The sequence below is a fragment of the Actinomadura sp. B10D3 genome (assembly GCF_039871695.1).
Lineage (GTDB): Bacteria > Actinomycetota > Actinomycetes > Streptosporangiales > Streptosporangiaceae > Spirillospora > Spirillospora madurae.
This window is the reverse complement of the sequence record NZ_JBDPLY010000001.1, coordinates 581,928-597,738: the sequence shown is the minus strand read 5'-3', so window position 1 is coordinate 597,738 and position 15,811 is coordinate 581,928. Positions and strand designations below refer to the sequence as shown.

General features: G+C 74.3%; 15 protein-coding genes. 11 read left to right on the top strand and 4 right to left on the bottom strand.

Annotation, left to right across the window (positions count from 1 at the left end; genetic code table 11):
- Nucleotides 1-92: 92 nt before the first annotated feature.
- Both ABGB11_RS02600 and ABGB11_RS02595 read left to right on the top strand, forming a co-directional pair.
- A complete protein-coding gene (locus ABGB11_RS02600; protein ID WP_347628332.1) occupies nt 93-1,223 on the top strand; it encodes an acyl-CoA dehydrogenase family protein in 1,131 nt (376 codons plus the stop codon).
- Nucleotides 1,220-2,122, top strand: coding sequence for an acyl-CoA dehydrogenase family protein (locus ABGB11_RS02595; protein WP_347628330.1), 903 nt, complete (start codon nt 1,220-1,222; stop codon nt 2,120-2,122). Before ABGB11_RS02600 ends, ABGB11_RS02595 begins: the two co-directional genes overlap by 4 nt.
- Here ABGB11_RS02595 and ABGB11_RS02590 read toward each other — a convergent pair.
- Complete coding sequence (locus ABGB11_RS02590; protein ID WP_347628329.1) at nt 2,106-3,668, bottom strand: FadD3 family acyl-CoA ligase; 1,563 nt, start codon at nt 3,666-3,668, stop codon at nt 2,106-2,108. The two genes, ABGB11_RS02595 and ABGB11_RS02590, sit on opposite strands and share 17 nt — an antisense overlap.
- Nucleotides 3,669-3,848: 180 nt before the next feature.
- On the opposite strand from ABGB11_RS02590, the gene ABGB11_RS02585 reads away from it, so the two are divergent.
- Together ABGB11_RS02585 and ABGB11_RS02580 are read left to right on the top strand one after the other, a co-directional pair.
- Entirely contained in the window at nt 3,849-5,459 is a 1,611-nt protein-coding gene (locus ABGB11_RS02585; RefSeq protein ID WP_347628328.1) for a Coagulation factor 5/8 type domain-containing protein, read from the top strand.
- A 102-nt stretch (nt 5,460-5,561) separates the two neighbouring features.
- Complete coding sequence (locus ABGB11_RS02580) at nt 5,562-5,795, top strand: hypothetical protein (protein WP_347628327.1); 234 nt, start codon at nt 5,562-5,564, stop codon at nt 5,793-5,795.
- Nucleotides 5,796-5,853: 58 nt separating this feature from the next.
- On the opposite strand, the gene ABGB11_RS02575 is transcribed toward ABGB11_RS02580, so the two are convergent.
- The 3 genes from ABGB11_RS02575 to ABGB11_RS02565 form a co-directional block, all read right to left on the bottom strand.
- The gene (locus tag ABGB11_RS02575; RefSeq protein ID WP_347628326.1) at nt 5,854-6,447 is read right to left on the bottom strand and encodes a TetR/AcrR family transcriptional regulator; all 594 of its coding nucleotides are present in this window, start codon (nt 6,445-6,447) and stop codon (nt 5,854-5,856) included.
- Nucleotides 6,437-7,213, bottom strand: a complete 777-nt coding sequence (locus tag ABGB11_RS02570; RefSeq protein WP_347628324.1) for an SDR family NAD(P)-dependent oxidoreductase — start codon at nt 7,211-7,213, stop codon at nt 6,437-6,439. The genes ABGB11_RS02575 and ABGB11_RS02570 overlap by 11 nt, the downstream gene beginning before the upstream one ends.
- A gap of 90 nt (nt 7,214-7,303) precedes the next feature.
- Complete coding sequence (locus ABGB11_RS02565) at nt 7,304-7,933, bottom strand: HNH endonuclease family protein (RefSeq protein WP_347628322.1); 630 nt, start codon at nt 7,931-7,933, stop codon at nt 7,304-7,306.
- Nucleotides 7,934-8,188: 255 nt separating this feature from the next.
- Between ABGB11_RS02565 and ABGB11_RS02560 the strand changes: the two genes are divergently transcribed.
- The 7 genes from ABGB11_RS02560 (at nt 8,189) to ABGB11_RS02530 (ending at nt 15,804) form a co-directional block, all read left to right on the top strand.
- Nucleotides 8,189-8,521 carry a metalloregulator ArsR/SmtB family transcription factor gene (locus ABGB11_RS02560; RefSeq protein ID WP_021599418.1) on the top strand — a complete coding sequence of 111 codons (333 nt, stop codon included), beginning with the start codon at nt 8,189-8,191 and terminating at the stop codon, nt 8,519-8,521.
- 109 nt (nt 8,522-8,630) lie between these two features.
- Nucleotides 8,631-9,113 (top strand): oxidoreductase, encoded by a 483-nt coding sequence (locus ABGB11_RS02555; RefSeq protein WP_347628553.1) that lies wholly within the window; start codon nt 8,631-8,633, stop codon nt 9,111-9,113.
- Nucleotides 9,110-11,137, top strand: coding sequence for a proton-conducting transporter membrane subunit (locus ABGB11_RS02550; protein WP_347628320.1), 2,028 nt, complete (start codon nt 9,110-9,112; stop codon nt 11,135-11,137). Before ABGB11_RS02555 ends, ABGB11_RS02550 begins: the two co-directional genes overlap by 4 nt.
- Nucleotides 11,134-12,087: an NADH-quinone oxidoreductase subunit H gene (locus ABGB11_RS02545; RefSeq protein ID WP_347628318.1), complete on the top strand. Its 954-nt coding sequence runs from the start codon at nt 11,134-11,136 to the stop codon at nt 12,085-12,087. The genes ABGB11_RS02550 and ABGB11_RS02545 overlap by 4 nt, the downstream gene beginning before the upstream one ends.
- 15 nt (nt 12,088-12,102) lie before the next feature.
- On the top strand, nt 12,103-12,765 hold the full coding sequence (locus ABGB11_RS02540; protein WP_021600052.1) for a hypothetical protein: 663 nt from the start codon (nt 12,103-12,105) through the stop codon (nt 12,763-12,765).
- The gene (locus tag ABGB11_RS02535; RefSeq protein WP_347628315.1) at nt 12,762-14,252 is read left to right on the top strand and encodes a proton-conducting transporter membrane subunit; all 1,491 of its coding nucleotides are present in this window, start codon (nt 12,762-12,764) and stop codon (nt 14,250-14,252) included. Before ABGB11_RS02540 ends, ABGB11_RS02535 begins: the two co-directional genes overlap by 4 nt.
- 1 nt (nt 14,253) lies before the next feature.
- On the top strand, nt 14,254-15,804 hold the full coding sequence (locus tag ABGB11_RS02530) for an NADH-quinone oxidoreductase subunit C (RefSeq protein WP_347628313.1): 1,551 nt from the start codon (nt 14,254-14,256) through the stop codon (nt 15,802-15,804).
- The last annotated feature ends 7 nt before the right edge of the window (nt 15,805-15,811 follow it).

The window sequence follows — 15,811 nt, the reverse complement described above, 5'->3', positions numbered from 1 at the left end:
GGGAGGCGGCGGCCGGGCGCGGCGGGGGCCGCTACCCTACCAAACAGTTGTTAGAAAATGGGGTGGCGACATGGCGGCCGAGGCGGCATCGCATGGATCTTGAGGTCGGGGCGGCGGACGAGGCGTTCCGCGCCGAGGTGCGGGAGTGGCTGCGCGGGCACGTCCCGGCGGAGCCGCTGCCCTCGCTGGAGACCGAGGCGGGGTTCGCGGCCCACCGGGAGTGGGAGCGGGCGCTCGGCGCGGCCCGGCTCGGGGTGGTCTCGTGGCCCGAGGAGTACGGCGGGCGCGGCGCGTCCGTCCTCCAGTGGCTGATCTTCGAGGAGGAGTACTACGCGGCCGGCGCGCCGGGGCGGGTCAGCCAGAACGGCATCAACCTGCTGGCGCCGACGCTGATGAAGCACGGCACCCCTGGGCAGCTCGCCCGGATCCTGCCGCCGATGGCGGCCGGCGAGGTGATCTGGGCGCAGGCGTGGTCGGAGCCGGGCGCGGGCAGCGACCTCGCCGCGCTGCGGTCGACCGCGACGCGCACGGACGGCGGCTGGCTGCTGGACGGCCAGAAGACGTGGAGCTCCCGTGCCGCCTTCGCCGACCGCGGGTTCGGGCTGTTCCGCTCCGATCCGGAGTCAGCGCGGCACAAGGGGCTCACGTACCTCATGTTCCCGCTGGACGCCGAGGGCGTCACCGTCCGCCCGATCGGGAGGCTGGACGGCAAGCCCGCGTTCGCCGAGCTGTTCCTCGACCGGGTGTTCGTCCCGGACGAGGACGTCATCGGGACCGCCGGGGACGGATGGCGCGTCGCGATGGCCACGGCCGGCAACGAGCGCGGCCTCACCCTGCGCAGCCCCGGACGGTTCACGGCCGCGGCGGAACGGCTCGTGGAGCTGTGGAAGGAGCGCGGCGACCCGTCCGACACGGCCCTGCGGGACCGGGTCGCGGACGTGTGGATCAGGTCGCGGGCGTACCGGCTCAAGGGCTTCGAGACGATCTCCCGCAGCGACGACATCGGGGCCGAGTCGAGCCTGAACAAGGTGTTCTGGTCGGAGCTGGACGTGGCGCTGCACGAGACGGCCCTCGACCTGCTCGGCCCGGACGGCGAGCTGGAGTCGGAGTGGCTGGAGAACTACGTGTTCTCCCTCGCCGGGCCGATCTACGCGGGCACCAACGAGATCCAGCGCAACGTCATCGCCGAGCGGCTGCTCGGCCTGCCGAGGGGGTCGCGGTGAGGTTCGTCCTGGACGCCGAGCAGCGGATGTTCGGTGAGACGCTGCGCAAGCTGCTGGCCGGCGCCGGGACCGCGCGGGCCGCCCGCGCGTGGGCGGCCGGCGACCACGGGCCGGGCCGGGCGCTGTGGTCGGCGGTGGCGGAGGCCGGGGTGTTCGCGGTGGGCGTGCCGGAGGAGGCCGGCGGCGCCGGGCCGCTGCCGGTCGAGCTGGCCGTCGCGATGGAGGAGCTGGGGCGCGCCGCCGCGCCCGGACCCTATGTGGAGACGCTGGCCGCGGCCGAGCTGCTGGCCGGGACGCCGTGGCCGTCCCGGATCGCGGAGGGCGACGCGATCGTGTCGCTCGCCGTCCCGCACGCGCTGGACGCCGACGTCGCCGACCTGGTGCTCACCGCCGACGGTGCCGAGCGCCAGGCCGCCGGGGAGCCGGTCTCCTCGCTCGACCCGGCGCGGCGGCTGTTCCGGGTGCCCGGCGACGCGGGGTTCACCGACCTCGGCGCGCTGCTGTGCGCGGCCCAGCAGATCGGGCTCGGGCAGGCGCTGCTGGACGTGTCCGTGGAGTACGCCAGGACGCGGCGGCAGTTCGGGCGCCCGATCGGCGAGTACCAGGCCGTCAAGCACCACCTGGCGGACGCGATGGTCGAGCTGGAGTTCGCCCGCCCGCTCGTCTACGGGGCGGCGCTGTCCTACGGGACGCCCGATTTCGCGCGGGACGTGTCCGCCGCGAAGGTGGCCGCGTCCGAGGCGTCCTACGGGCTGGCCAAGACCGCGCTCCAGGTGCACGGCGCGATCGGCTACACCGACGAGTACGACCCGTCGCTGTGGATCCGCAAGGCGCGCGCCCTGTACTCGGCCTGGGGAACGGTCGCCGAGCACCGGGCCAGGGTCATGTCCGCGCTCTGAGGTCGACGCGGCGGACCTTGCCGGACGCGGTCTTCGGGAGGTCGTCCACGAAGACGACCTCCCGGGGGACCTTGAAGTTCGCGAGCCGCTCGCGGCAGTGCGCGATCAGCTCGTCCGCCGTCGCCTCCTGTCCGGGGCGCAGCCGCACGTGGGCGCGCCCGACCTCGCCCATGCGCGCGTCCGGCACGCCGACCACGCCCGACTCGGCGACGGCGTCGTGGCGGGCGAGGACGTCCTCGACCTCGGCCGGGTACACGTTGAAGCCGCCGACGACGAACATCTCCTTCGTCCGGCCGGTGATGGTGAGGTTGCCGCGCTCATCCAGGCGCCCGCGGTCGCCGGTGTCGAGCCACCCGTCGCGGATCGCCCGCGCGGTCTCCCCGGGGTCGCCCAGGTAGCCCTTCATCACGTTGTAGCCGCGGACCATGACCTCGCCGTCCGTCCCCGGCGGCACCCGCTCGCCCTCGGGGCCGACGATGGCGACCTCGACGTCGGCGATGGCCCGGCCGCAGGTGGTCGCGATCGTCTCGTCATCGTCGTCCACCGAGCACGCGGTCACCGTGCCGGACGACTCGGTCAGCCCGTACGCGGTCACGACCTGCGGGAACAGCTCGGCCCTGATGCGCCGGACGAGCGCGACCGGCACGTCCGCCGCGCCCGTCACGGCCAGCCGGAGCGAGGAGAGGTCGTGCTCGGCCCGGCCCGGGGCGTCCAGCAGCGAGGTGTAGACGGTCGGCGGGCCCGGCAGGACGGTGACCTTCTCCTGCTCGATCAGCCGCAGCGTCTCCGGGACGTCGAACGTGCGCTGCAGGACCATCGTGGCGCCCTTCAGCACGCACGCGAGCACGCCCGCCTTGTAGCCGAACGAGTGGAACATCGGGTTGACGATGAGGTACCGGTCGCCGGCCTTCACGCCCGTGCGTCCCGTCCACGCCTCGTACGTGCGGACGTTCTGCTCGTGCGTGCACATGACGCCCTTGGGCTTGCCGGTCGTCCCGGACGTGAACAGGATGTCGGCGATGTCGTCCGGGCGGACGGCCGCGGCCCGCGCGTCGGCCTCCTCGCCGGACACGGCTTTGCCCGCGAACTCGTCCCAGCTGATGACGCCTGGACGCGCCGCCCCGTTGAACGTGACGAAGGTCTCCAGCGCGGGCAGCCCCGGCACGGTGCCCGACTCGTCCAGGCCGAGCATGCCGGGATAGTCGATGCCGAGGAAGCCGTCCTCGACGAAGAGGACCTTCACCTCGGCCTTGGAGAGCGGCCAGCGGGCCTCGTCGCCCTTGAAGCGCGTGTTGAGCGGCACGAGCGTCGCGCCCGCGCCCATGGCGCCGAGCACGGTGACGATCCAGGACAGCCCGTTGGGCGCCCAGATCGAGATCCGGTCCCCCGGCGCGACCCCGGCGCCGATGAACGCGCCCGCCGCCTCGCGGACGCGGTCACGCAGCCCCGCGTAGGTGACCCGGACGTCCCCGTCCACGACCGCCTCCGCGTCCGGAAACTCCTCGGCCGCGCGCGCCAGCAAACCCGGAATCGTCAGCTCGCTCATGAGAGCCCATCATGACGATCCGGACCGGCGCCGGGCCGCACGGTCCCGGTGACCGGTACACGATCTCGCCGCGCGAGAGCCGGCAACGGGATTTAACATGAGGAAAGTTCATCCTTCCTTAAATCAGGGCATATCTCCCTCAGCTTCTGGACCGCTCCCACCTGCCCCCCGAGGTGCCAGATGTCCTTCGGTCATGCCCTCCGGCGCGCGGCGTCAGTGCCGCTCGCGCTCGCCCTCCTCGTCTCCTGCCTGGCCCCCGCGGCGCGCGCTTCGGCGCCGGCACGCGCGCCCGCGACCGGGGAGGTGCGGGGCTACCTCGACGCCCACTCCCATCTGATGGCCTACGAGGCGTTCGGCGGACGCCTGATGTGCGGCAAGCCGTTCGACCCGCGCGGGATCCAGGCGGCCCTGCGCGACTGCCCCGACCACGCGGGCAACGGCGCGCTCGCCATCTGGGAGAACTTCACCAGGCACGGCACCCCGTTCGGCACGCATGACCCCACCGGCTGGCCGACGTTCAAGGACTGGCCAGCCTGGGACTCGCGCACCCACCAGCAGGCCTACTACACGTGGCTGGAGCGGTCCTGGCGCGCCGGGCAGCGCATCCTCGTCAACCACCTGGTGGCCAACCGCCAGCTCTGCGAGATCTACCCGCTGAAGGGGAACGCCTGCGACGAGATGGACGTCATCCGGCTCCAGGCTCGGCGCATCCAGGAGATGCAGGCCTACATCGACGCGCGCAGCGGCGGCCCCGGCAAGGGCTGGTTCCGGGTCGTGCGCGACTCCGCGCAGGCCCGCGAGGTCATCGAGGACGGGAAGCTCGCCGTCGTCCTCGGCATCGAGGCGTCCGAGCCGTTCGGCTGCCGCGTGATCGGCGGGAAGCCCCAGTGCACGCGCGAGGACATCGACCGCGGGCTGGACGAGGTGAAGAGCCTCGGCGTCGCCTCCATGTTCGTCTGCCACAAGTACGACAACGCGCTGTGCGGGGTCCGCTTCGACGGCGGGACCACCGGGGCGTTCGTCAACGTCGGCAACTTCCTCGGCACCGGACGGTTCTGGCAGGTCGAGAAGTGCACCGGCGCCGCGCACGACAACACGCTCGTGCCCGCGGGCGGGCTCGGCGACACGTTCGCGGAGCTGCTGCGCCTGCTCGGCCTGGCGGGGATCACGCTGCCGGTGTATCCGAGCGGCCCGCACTGCAACGTCCACGGGCTCAGCGACCTCGGCGAGCACATGGTGCGGGGCATGATGGACCGCCACATGATCGTCGAGGTCGACCACATGAGCGTCAAGGCCGCCGACGCGACCCTCGGCCTCCTGGAGGACGCGCGCTACTCCGGCGTCATCTCGTCCCACAGCTGGACGGACGAGACGTACCTGAGCCGCATCTACGCGCTCGGCGGCATGGTGGCCGGCTACGGCACCGCCGCCGACCGGTTCGCCGCGGAGTGGAGGCGCACCAAGGAGCACCGCGACCCCCGCTACCTGTTCGGCTACGGGTACGGGCTCGACGTGAACGGCATGGGCGCCCTCCCGCCGCCGCGCGAGAACAACGGCGCGAACCCGCTGCGCTACCCGTTCACGTCGCCGATCGACCCGTCGGTGACGCTCGACCGCCAGCGCACCGGGCAGCGCACGTGGGACCTCAACACCGACGGCGTCGCGAACTACGGGCTCGTCCCGGACTGGATCGGCGACGTGCGCACCGTCGCCGGGCAGGGGCTCATCGACGACATGGCCCGCGGCGCCGAGGCGTACCTGCGGTTGTGGGGTCGCGCCGAGAACGGGTAGCGCCGCGCGGGCGGTGAACGTACGTGGTTTCCCGGATACCCCCTCCCATCTGGGCGAACACATACTGTGACCGTCCAGTCGCACTCCGCTACGGGAGGGTTCATGAAGATCCGGAAGGCCGCCGTCGCCATGGCGGTCGCGGGTTCGGCGCTGACGGTCGGGCTGACCGCCACGCCGGCGCTCGCGGCCTCGTGGCACAACACCGGGCAGACCTTCTACTGGTACTCCAGCTGCGCCGCCGCCGGCAAGGCCGGCATGCAGTCCGGCTGGCAGGCCTACGACTGCAAGGGCAGCTCCGCCCCCTGGGCCAGCTACGAACTGTGGGGCCTGTACTAACGCACCTCCGGTCACCGGCGTCGCCGCCCCCGTCCCCGCGGCGGGGGCGGCTCGCGCGTCACGGCTGGAGCGAGCGCCAGATCCGGGGCGGCAGGACGGCCGCGGCCTCGTCCAGGTCGACGGCCTCCGGCGCCGACAGCCAGCGCCGCGCGGTCTCGGCGACGGGCCCGATGAGCAGCATCTCCGTCATCACCGGCGACAGCCGGGCGACGCGGCCGGCGGCCGCGTGCGGGGCCATCCACGCGGTGAGGCGCGCGATGCGGGGCGCCTTCGACTCCGCGAGCATCGCCGCGTGGTCCGGCAGGAACGCCGCGTACGCCGACGCATGGATGAACCTGGCGGCGTCGCCGCGCTCCCGGGTGAACCGCAGGTACGCGCGCGTCACCGCCTCCACGCCGGCGCGCGGGCCGGTGACCCCGTCGAGCGCGTCCAGAAGTGCGTCGAGCAACTCGGCCATGCAGCGCGCGTAGAGGGCGGCGGCGAGGCCGTCGAACGAGCCGAAATGGTGGTAGAGGCTGCCGCTGCTCATCCCCGTGGCGGCGATGACCGCCTTCATCGTGAAGCCCTCGTGCCCGCGTTCGGCGTGCACGCGGAGCGCCTCGTCCAGGATCCGCGCGACGGTCTCGTCCGTGCCCTGGTGCTTAGGCGACATCGAGCAGCCTCTCGGCGTCGCTCCAGAGCCTGGCCGCCAGGGCCGGGTCGAGCGCCTTCGCCTTCAGCGGCGTCTCCTTCCGCACGTTGAAGTACCGGCCCGTCCCTTCCGCGGTGATGAGGTCCGCGACGGGCGGCCCGCTCTTCGATGCGGGCTTCAGCGTCCACTTGACCGTCTTCAGCAGGGCACCGAACAGCCCCGTCCGGGCGCCGAGATCCGTCCGCAGCACTCCGGGATGCACCGCGTCGATCGTCACCCCCGCGCCCTTCCACCGCTCGGCGAACAGCGGGACCATCATCAGGTTCGCCAGCTTGGTGTTCGCGTAGGTGTGGACGGCGTGGAAGTCGTCCCCGGTCGGCGTCCGGTCCGCGTCCACCCGCCCGGCGACGTACAGGCCCGCGCTGACCTGCACCACCCGCCGCAGCCGCTCCTCCAGCAGCCGGTTCAGCAGGAACGGCGCGAGATGGTTGGTGAAGAACGCCTGCTCGAACCCGTCCTCGGTGAGCACGCGCCGGCTGGGCCAGACGCCCGCGTTGTGGACGAGCACGTCGACCTCGGCCAGCTCGCCGGCCAGCTCCCGCACGGCCCGCACGGACGACAGGTCGCCCACGACCAGGTCCGCGCCGATCTCCCGCGCGGCGGCCGCCCCGGCGCCCGGCCGCCGCGCCACGATCACCACCCGGTGCCCCCGCCGGGCGGCCTCGCCCGCCACCGCGCGTCCCACACCCCGGTTCCCGCCGGTGACGGCGACCCGCACCTCGCTCATACCGGGCACCCTAGCGGTTTCCAGAGACCTTCTCTAGAACAAGTCTCCACTTACCGGTCACCGGACGGGAGACGGGCGGCGGTTGACGAATCAGCAGGTGTTGAGCATTGAGGTGAGGGCGCTCTTCTCCGCGCTGTCGACGGTGAGGTCGTAGTACCACTTCACCTGGATCCACGCGCGGGCGTAGGTGCAGCGGAACGCGGCGCGCGGCGGCTGCCACTCGGCCGGGTCCTTGTCGCTCTTGGACTGGTTGACGTTGTCGGTGACGGCCCACAGCTCGGGCCCGCCGAGGTCGTTGGCGTAGGTCTGGCGGCGGGACGTCGTCCAGGCCCAGGCGCCGGACGCCCACGCCTCGGCGAGCGGCACCATGTGGTCGATGTCCAGGTCGGACGCGGCGGTCCAGGTGGCGCCGTCGAAGGGCGAGTACCAGGAGCCGGACGTCGCGGCGCAGGACGAGTTGGTGACGACGTTCGTGCCGTCCCGCTTCAGGACGGTCTCGCGGGTGTTGCACGCGCCGGAGATGGTGATCCAGTGCGGGAACAGGTCGCGGTCGTAGGAGTCGCCGTGCGACTCGGCGGCGACGGTGAGGGTGGCCAGGCGGCTCGCGGCGGTGGCGGCGGACGGGATGTTCGGCGGTGTCGCGGACGCCGGCGCGCCCAGGGCGCCGATCAGCGCCGCGCCCAGGGCGGCCGGGAGCAGGAACAGCGGCAGGCGTCGCATCGGGGGAGCCCTTCCGCGGCCGTTCCCGGGCGGGGCGGGGCGCCCGGCGGGGGAGCGGGAACGGCGGCACTGCGACGGTGACATTTACCGCAAAGCGGATAAATATCACCGATTGCTCAGCGGCTCCCCCGCCCTTGGTCGGAAGCTGCCATAGGCTCGAAGGGAGGGGCGATCAACGGATTGCTAATATCGGCAAGCGCCCGTGGGTTTCCGCCGCCGCGGCCGGAAGTAGCAGACGGATGGGGGTCGGCCGGCATGAGCACCCCGCTGTACCAGCTGAAAGCCGAGTTCTTCAAGACGCTCGGCCACCCCGCGCGGATCCGGGTCCTGGAGCTGCTCAGCGAGCGTGAGCACGCCGTCTCGGAGATGCTGCCCGAGGTCGGCATCGAGCCGGCGCACCTCTCCCAGCAGCTCGCCGTGCTGCGCAGGGCGAACCTGGTCGTCTCCCGCAAGGAGGGGTCGGCCGTGTACTACTCCCTCACCAGCCCGCACGTCGCCGAACTCCTGGCCGTCGCCCGCCGGATCCTGACCGGGGTCCTGTCCGGGCAGGCCGAGCTGCTGGAAGACCTGCGCTCTTCCGCCGGCTGAAGCGGACCGCCCGTCTCGCCCGGCAGGCGCCCGATGTCGCACTACTGCGCACTTGCTAATATTCGCAACTGTCAATGTGCTGAATCACGTATGGGGGCCGGCGGGCGCGATGGGGTTGTTGAGCAGGATCAAAGCGGCGGGACGGATCGCCGAGGAGGCACCGCCCACACCCGACTCCCCCGTCCCCGAGGACGTCCGGCGGCTCGGCGGCTCGGTCCAGGTCCGGCATGTGGACGCCGGGTCGTGCAACGGCTGCGAGATCGAGGTCGGCCAGGCGTTCTCCCCCGTCTACGACGCGGAGCGGTACGGCGCCCGGCTCGTCGCCTCGCCCCGGCACGCCGACGCCCTGATGGTGACCGGGCCCGTGACCCGGAACATGGCCGACGCCCTCACGGCCTGCCACGACGCGATGCCCCGCCCGGGGCTGGTGATCGCGCTCGGCGACTGCGCGCGTGACTGCGGGGTGTTCAAGGGCGGTGCCGGAGTCCAGGGCGCGGTCGGCGACGTGGTCCCGGTCGACGCCGAAGTGCCGGGCTGCCCGCCCCCGCCGGACCGCATCATCGCCGCGCTGCGCGGCCTCACCGGCCGGTGAGCGCGGCCCTGAACCCCGTCCCGATAGCGCTGGCGGTGTCGGCGGCCTGCACGGCCGCCGGGGCCCTTGCCGCGATGGCGCCGCGGACCGTCCGCGCCCGGCTGGTGGGCGCGGCCGTGGCGCTGTCCGGCACCGCGGCCGCGGTGGCCGGGGCGGCGGCGCTGGCCGGACGGTCCTGGACGGCGTGGTGGCCGGACGTGCTGCCGCTCGCGGGCGCCCGGCTGGCCGCCGATCCGCTCGCCGGCTGGTTCCTGCTGCTCGTCGGGGCGGTCACCGCGGCCGTGGGCGTCTACACCGCGGGCTACGCCGGGACCGGCGGGCACGGGACGTCCTCGCGCGGCCAGCTCGCCGTGCTGCCCCTGTTCACGGCCGCGATGGCCGCGGTGCCGCTGGCGGCGAGCGTGTCGACGTTCCTGTGGCTCTGGGAGCTGATGGCGGTCGCGTCCCTCGTCCTGGTGCTGGCCGAGCATCGCGTGCGGCCGTCGGTGCGGAGCGCGGGCGTCTGGTACGCGGCGATGACGCACGCCGGGTTCGTCGCGATCCTGATCGGCCTCGCGTGGCTGGCGGCGGCCTGCGGCGGGGAGTCCTTCGCCGCGATCCGCGCCGCCGCACCGGACCTGCCGGAACCGGTCCGGGCCGGGGTGTTCCTGGCGGCCGCCGCCGGGTTCGCCTCGAAGGCCGGGCTGGTGCCGCTGCACCCCTGGCTGCCGAAGGCGCACGGCGAGGCGCCGAGCCACGTGTCCGCGCTGATGAGCGCGGCGATGGTGAAGCTCGGCGTGTACGGGCTGGTCCGCGTCGGGCTCGACCTGCTCGGCGGCGGGCCCGTCTGGTGGTGGCTCGTCCTCGGCGCGCTCGCGTCCGTCTCGGCCCTCTACGGCATCCTCCAGGCCGTCCTGGCGTCCGACCTGAAACGGCTGCTCGCCTACTCGACCTGCGAGAACGCCGGGCTGATCGTCCTCGGCGTCGCCGCCTGCGGGACGTTCGCGGCGCTGCACCGCCCGGCGCTCGCGGGCGTCGCGCTCGGTGCGGGACTCCTGCACGCCCTCAACCACGCCGCGTTCAAGACGCTGCTGTTCACCTCGGCCGGGTCGGTCGTGCACGGCACCGGGGAGCGCGACCTGGACCGGCTCGGCGGGCTGTCGGCGCGGATGCCCGCCACCACCGGCCTGTTCGCCGCCGGGGCGCTCGCCGCGGCGGCGCTCCCGCCCGGCAACGGCTTCGTCTCGGAGTGGCTGCTGCTCCAGTCCCTCCTGGGCGGGCTGTCCGAACGGCACCTCGTGGTGATGATCGCGGCGCCCGTCGCCGTCGCGGTCGTCGCGCTGTCGGCGGGGCTCGCGGTGGCGACGTTCGTCAAGGCGCTCGGCACCGGGTTCCTCGCCAAGCCGCGCGGCGACGCCGCCGCGTCCGCCCGGGAGGCCCCGGCGCCGATGCTCGCCGGGATGGGCCTCGCCGCCGCCGCGTGCGCCGTCCTGGCGGTCGCGCCCGCCCTGACCGGCCCCGCCCTCGAACGGATCGGCGGAGCGCTCGGCATGGGGGACCCGCTGGACGGCTCCGGGACGACCCTGCGGCTGGACGGCATCCAAGGCACGCTCGGCCCGGGCTGGATCGCGGTGGCCCTCGCCGTGCTGGTCGCCGCGATCGCGCTCGGCGCGCGGCTGCTCGGCGCGCGGCGGCGGGCGGCCGTGCGGGCGTGGGACTGCGGCTACGAAGGACTGACGGCCCGGATGGAGTACACGGCGACGAGCTTCGCGGAACCCCTGCAGCGGGTGTTCGACGACGTGATGCGTCCCGAGCAGGACATCGACGTCACCCACCATGTCGAATCGGACTACCTGGTGAAGAGCGTCGGCTACAGGAGGGCCGTCCCCGACCGGATCGAGGCGCACCTGTACCGGCCGCTCCTCCGGTTCGTCCGCGCGTGCGGGGGCGCGGCCCGGGGGCTCGCGACCGGGAGCGTCCACCGCTACCTCGTCTACATGTTCACCGCACTGCTGGTCGTGCTGGCGGCGGGGGTGGTCCGATGACGAATCCGATGACAGGCACGGTCGCGCTCGCGATCCAGGTGGTCCTGGTGGCGGCCGGGGCGCCGCTGCTGATCGGGCTGATGCGGCAGGTGCGGGCCCGGCTCGAAGGGCGGGCGGGCGCGGGCGTCCTGCAGCCGTGGCGCGACCTGCGCAAGCTCGCCCGCCGGGAGCCGATCGGCCCGCCCGGCTCCGGGATCTTCTTCACCGCCGCGCCGCCCGTCCTCGCCGCGACGAGCCTGCTGGTCGCGGCGGTGATCCCGCTGGTGTCCACCCGCACCCCGCTGGACGGCTCCATCGACCTGATCGCGGTCGTCGGGCTGCTGCTCCTCGGCACCGTCGCGCTCGCGCTCGCCGGGCTGGACACCGGGACGGCGTTCGGCGGGATGGGCGCCAGCCGCGAGATGACCATCGCCGCGCTGGTCGAGCCCACCCTCCTGCTGTCGGTGCTCGCGCTGTCGGTCCGCGCGGGGACGACCAACCTCGGCGCGATCGTGTCGGCCGGCGTGCACGACCCGTCCCGGGTCGTCTCCCCCGCCGGGGCGCTGGCCGCCGCCGCGCTCGCCATCGCGGTGCTCGCCGAGGCGGGCCGGCTGCCGGTCGACAACCCCGCCACGCACCTGGAGCTGACCATGGTCCACGAGGCGATGACCCTGGAGTACTCCGGGCGGGACCTCGCGCTCGTGGAGTGGGCGGCCGCCGCCCGCACGACGCTGCTGCTCGGCCTGCTCGCCACCCTGTTCCTGCCGTGGGGCGTCGCCACCGGCACCGGCGCCCTCGCGCTCCTCACGGCCACCGCCGCGTTCGCCCTGAAGACGGGCCTGCTGGCCGCCGGCCTCGCCGCCGCCGAGGTGTGGCTGGCCAAGGTGCGGCTGTTCCGCGTCCCGGAGCTGCTGGCCGGGTCGTTCGTGCTCGCGCTCCTGGCCGTCATGGCCTCCTTCATGCTCGTCTGACCGGAGAACCGATACGTGAACCAGGCACTGTTCGAGCAGCTCCTCGACCTCGCGGCCGGCGCCTTCCTGCTGACCGCCGTCGGGGTGCTGTGGCGGCGGGAGCTGACCGCGCTGATCCGGCTGCTCGCCGCGCAGGGCGCCGCGCTCGCCGCGATGGTCGCGCTGCTGGCCGCCCACGAGCGCGACGCCGAACTCGCCGCCGTCGCGGTCGTCGTCGCGACCCTGAAGGCCGTCGTGGTGCCGCGCCTGCTGCGCCGGACGCTCGCCGGCGACGGGCGGCCGCGCGAGACCGCGCCGCTGGTCAACGTGGCCGCCTCGCTGCTGGCCGCCGCCGGGCTGGTCCTGCTCGCCTACGCCGCCGCGCAGCCGCTGGTGCGGCTCGCGGACCCGGCGGGCGGGCGGGCCGCGCCCGCCGGCCTCGCCGTCATGCTGATCGGGTTCTTCGCCCTGGCGACCCGCCGCCGCGCGCTGTCGCAGATCACCGGGTTCCTGCTGGTCGACAACGGCATCGCCGCCACCGCGTTCCTGGCCACCTCCGGGGTGCCGCTCATCGTGGAGCTCGGGGTGTCGCTGGACGTACTGCTGGCCGTCCTGGTCCTGCAGGTCCTCACCACCCGGCTGCGGACCGCGCACGGCGTGGCCGACCTCGACGAGCTCCGGGAGCTGCGCGACTCATGACCCCTGTCCTGTACGCCCCGATCATCGTTCCGGTGGCCGTGGCCGCCCTCTGCGCCCTCGCCGGGCACCCCCGCCGGGCGGCGTGGGCCGCCTGGGCCGCCCGGTGGTCGAGCACGGCGTCCGCGCTCGCCCAGCTCGCCGCCGGGATCGCTCTCGGCACCGCCGTCGTCCAGGACGGGCCGCTCGCCTCCGGGCCGCTGCGCGCCGACGGGCTGTCGGCGTTCATGGTGCTCGTGATCGGCGCGGTCGCCGTCATCGCCACCTGGTCCGCCGCCCACGACCTCGCGCCCGGCGGCGACCCGGCCGCCGTCCGGCGGCATCTCGTCCTGGTGCAGCTGTTCCTCGCCGCGATGGCCGCAGCCGTCCTCGCCGACAACCTCGGCCTGGTGTGGGTGGCCCTGGAGGCCACCACCATCGTCACCGCGTTCCTCGTCGGCCACCGCCGCGACCGGGCGGGGGCCGAGGCGGCCTGGAAGTACATGGTGCTGTGCTCGGTCGGCATCGCGCTGGCGTTCCTCGCGACCGTCTGCCTCAACATCGCGTCCCTGCATGCGGGCGCGGAGGGGTCCGCCGCCCTCGACTGGAGCGCGCTGAGCCGCGACGCGGCCCGCCTCGACCACGACGTGCTGCGCCTGGCCGCCGCGCTCGCCGTCCTCGGCTTCGGCACCAAGGCGGGGCTCGCGCCCATGCACGCCTGGCTGCCCGACGCGCACAGCCAGGCGCCCGCGCCCGTGTCCGCGCTCATGTCCGGGGTACTGCTCGCCGTCGCCTTCACCCAGATCCTGCGGTACAAGGCCCTCGCCGACGCCGCGCTCGGCCCCGGCTACATGCGGGCGCTGCTGGTGGCCGCCGGGCTGCTCTCGCTCGCCGTCGCCGCCGCGCTGCTGATCGGGCAGCGCGACTACAAGCGGATGCTGGCCTACTCCTCCATCGAGCACATGGGCCTCGCCGCGCTCGGCGCCGCCGCGGGCGGCCCGCTCGCGACGAGCGCCGTCCTGCTGCACCTGCTCGGCCACGGTCTCGGCAAGGCGGTGCTGTTCTGCGGCGCCGGCCATGTCCTCGCCGTCACCGGGACGAGCCGGATCGCCGGCGCGCGGGGGCTCGCGACCCGATGGCCGGCGCTCGCCGCCGCGTTCGGCCTCGGGCTGGCGGCGCTGCTCGGCCTGCCGCCGTTCAGCCTCTTCGCGTCCGAGATCGGCATCGCCCGCGCCGCCTTCGACGCCGGGCTGGGCTGGGCCGCCGCCGCGGCGTTCGCGCTGGTCCTGGTCATCGCCGCCGCGCTGGCCAAGCACGGCGCCGCCATGATCCTCGGCGCCGCGCCCGCACCGGACGGCGCCCCATCCGCCGCCCTGCCCGCCATACGGGCCCGTCCCGCCGCGCTCGCCCCGCTCGTGACCGGGCTCGTCGCGTGCGCCGCGCTGGGCCTGGCGCTCGGGCCGCTGAACGAACTGCTGACCGCAGCCGCCGCAGCCGTGGGAGCACCCTGACATGATCGACGACCTGCTCGGCTCCGCACGTCCCGCGGGCTGGAAGCGGCTCAGCGCCGCCACCGCCCCCGCCGACCTGCCCGGACGGTTCGCGGCGCTGCACGCCGCCGGGTACCGGCTCGCCTCCGCCGCCGCCCACCACGACCCGGATGGGTCGCTCCGCGTCGTCTACCTGCTGGTCGAGGCCGGGTCCGACGCGCGGGTGGAGCTCGTCGTCCGGCCGGACGGGGACCCGCCCGCCGTGCCGTCCCTCGCCGCGCTGAGCTTCCCGGCGGGCCGGTTCGAGCGCGAGATGCACGACCTGTTCGGGATCACCCCGGACGGCCATCCGCTGCCGCGCCGCCTCGTCCGGCACCCGCACTGGCCGCGCGGCTGGTACCCGATGCGCGCCGACGCCGCCGACCCGCCCCCGCCGTTCGGCGACCCCGAGCCGTACCCGTTCCTGACCGTCGAGGGGCCGGGCGTCTACGAGATCCCGGTCGGGCCGATCCACGCGGGGGTGATCGAGCCCGGCCACTTCCGGTTCTCGGTCGTGGGCGAGACCATCCTGAAGCTCAAGGCGCGGCTGTGGTTCACCCACAAGGGCACCGAGAGGCTGTTCCAGGGCTCCCAGCCCGCCGACAAGCTGGCGCTGGCCGAGCGGATCAGCGGCGACACCGCCGTCGGCCACGCCCTGGCGTACTGCCTGGCCGTCGAGGACGCGACGGGCTGCCTCGTCCCGCCGGAGGCGCAGCGGGTCCGGGCGGTCCTGCTGGAGCTGGAGCGGCTGCACAACCACGTCGCCGACCTCGGGGCGCTGTGCAACGACGTCGGCCACTCCGTGCTGCACGCCCACGCGCTGCGCCTCCGCGAGACGCTCCTCCGCCTCAACGAGGAGCTGACCGGGCACCGGCTGCTGCGCGGCGGGATCGTGCTCGGCGGCGCGGCGCTGCGCGCCCTGCCCTCACCCGAGCGCCTCCGCGACCTCGGCGGCGAGGTCCGCGACCTGGCCGGCCTCGCCCTGTCGCGCACCATCGTTCGCGACCGGTTCACGGGGACGGCCGTGCTGGACCGCCGGGAGGCCGCCGGCCTCGGCACGCTCGGCTACGTCGCCCGCGCGAGCGGCATCGACGCCGACGCGCGCCGGGACCATCCCTTCACCGACGCGTACGCGGACCTCGGCGGCACGCTGGCGGTCCACACCGAGGCCGGCGGGGACGTGATGGCGCGGTTCCTCGTCCGCGTCCGGGAGATCGAGACGTCCATCGACGTCATCGCCGCGCTCGTGGACGGGCTCTCCCCCGGCTGGTATCCCGGCGCCGCCACCGGCTGGCCGCCCCGCCGCCCGCTCACCGGCCCGGCGAGCGGCGTCGGCATCGTCGAGGGCTGGCGCGGCAGGATCGTCCACCGGGTGGAGGTCACCGCCGACCGCCGGCTGACGCGGGTCAAGGTCGTGGACCCGTCGTTCTTCAACTGGCCGGCGCTGCCCGTCGCGCTCCGGGACACGATCGTCCCCGACTTCCCGCTGGCCAACAAGAGCTTCAACCTCTCCTACGCCGGCAACGACCTCTGAGGCCGCG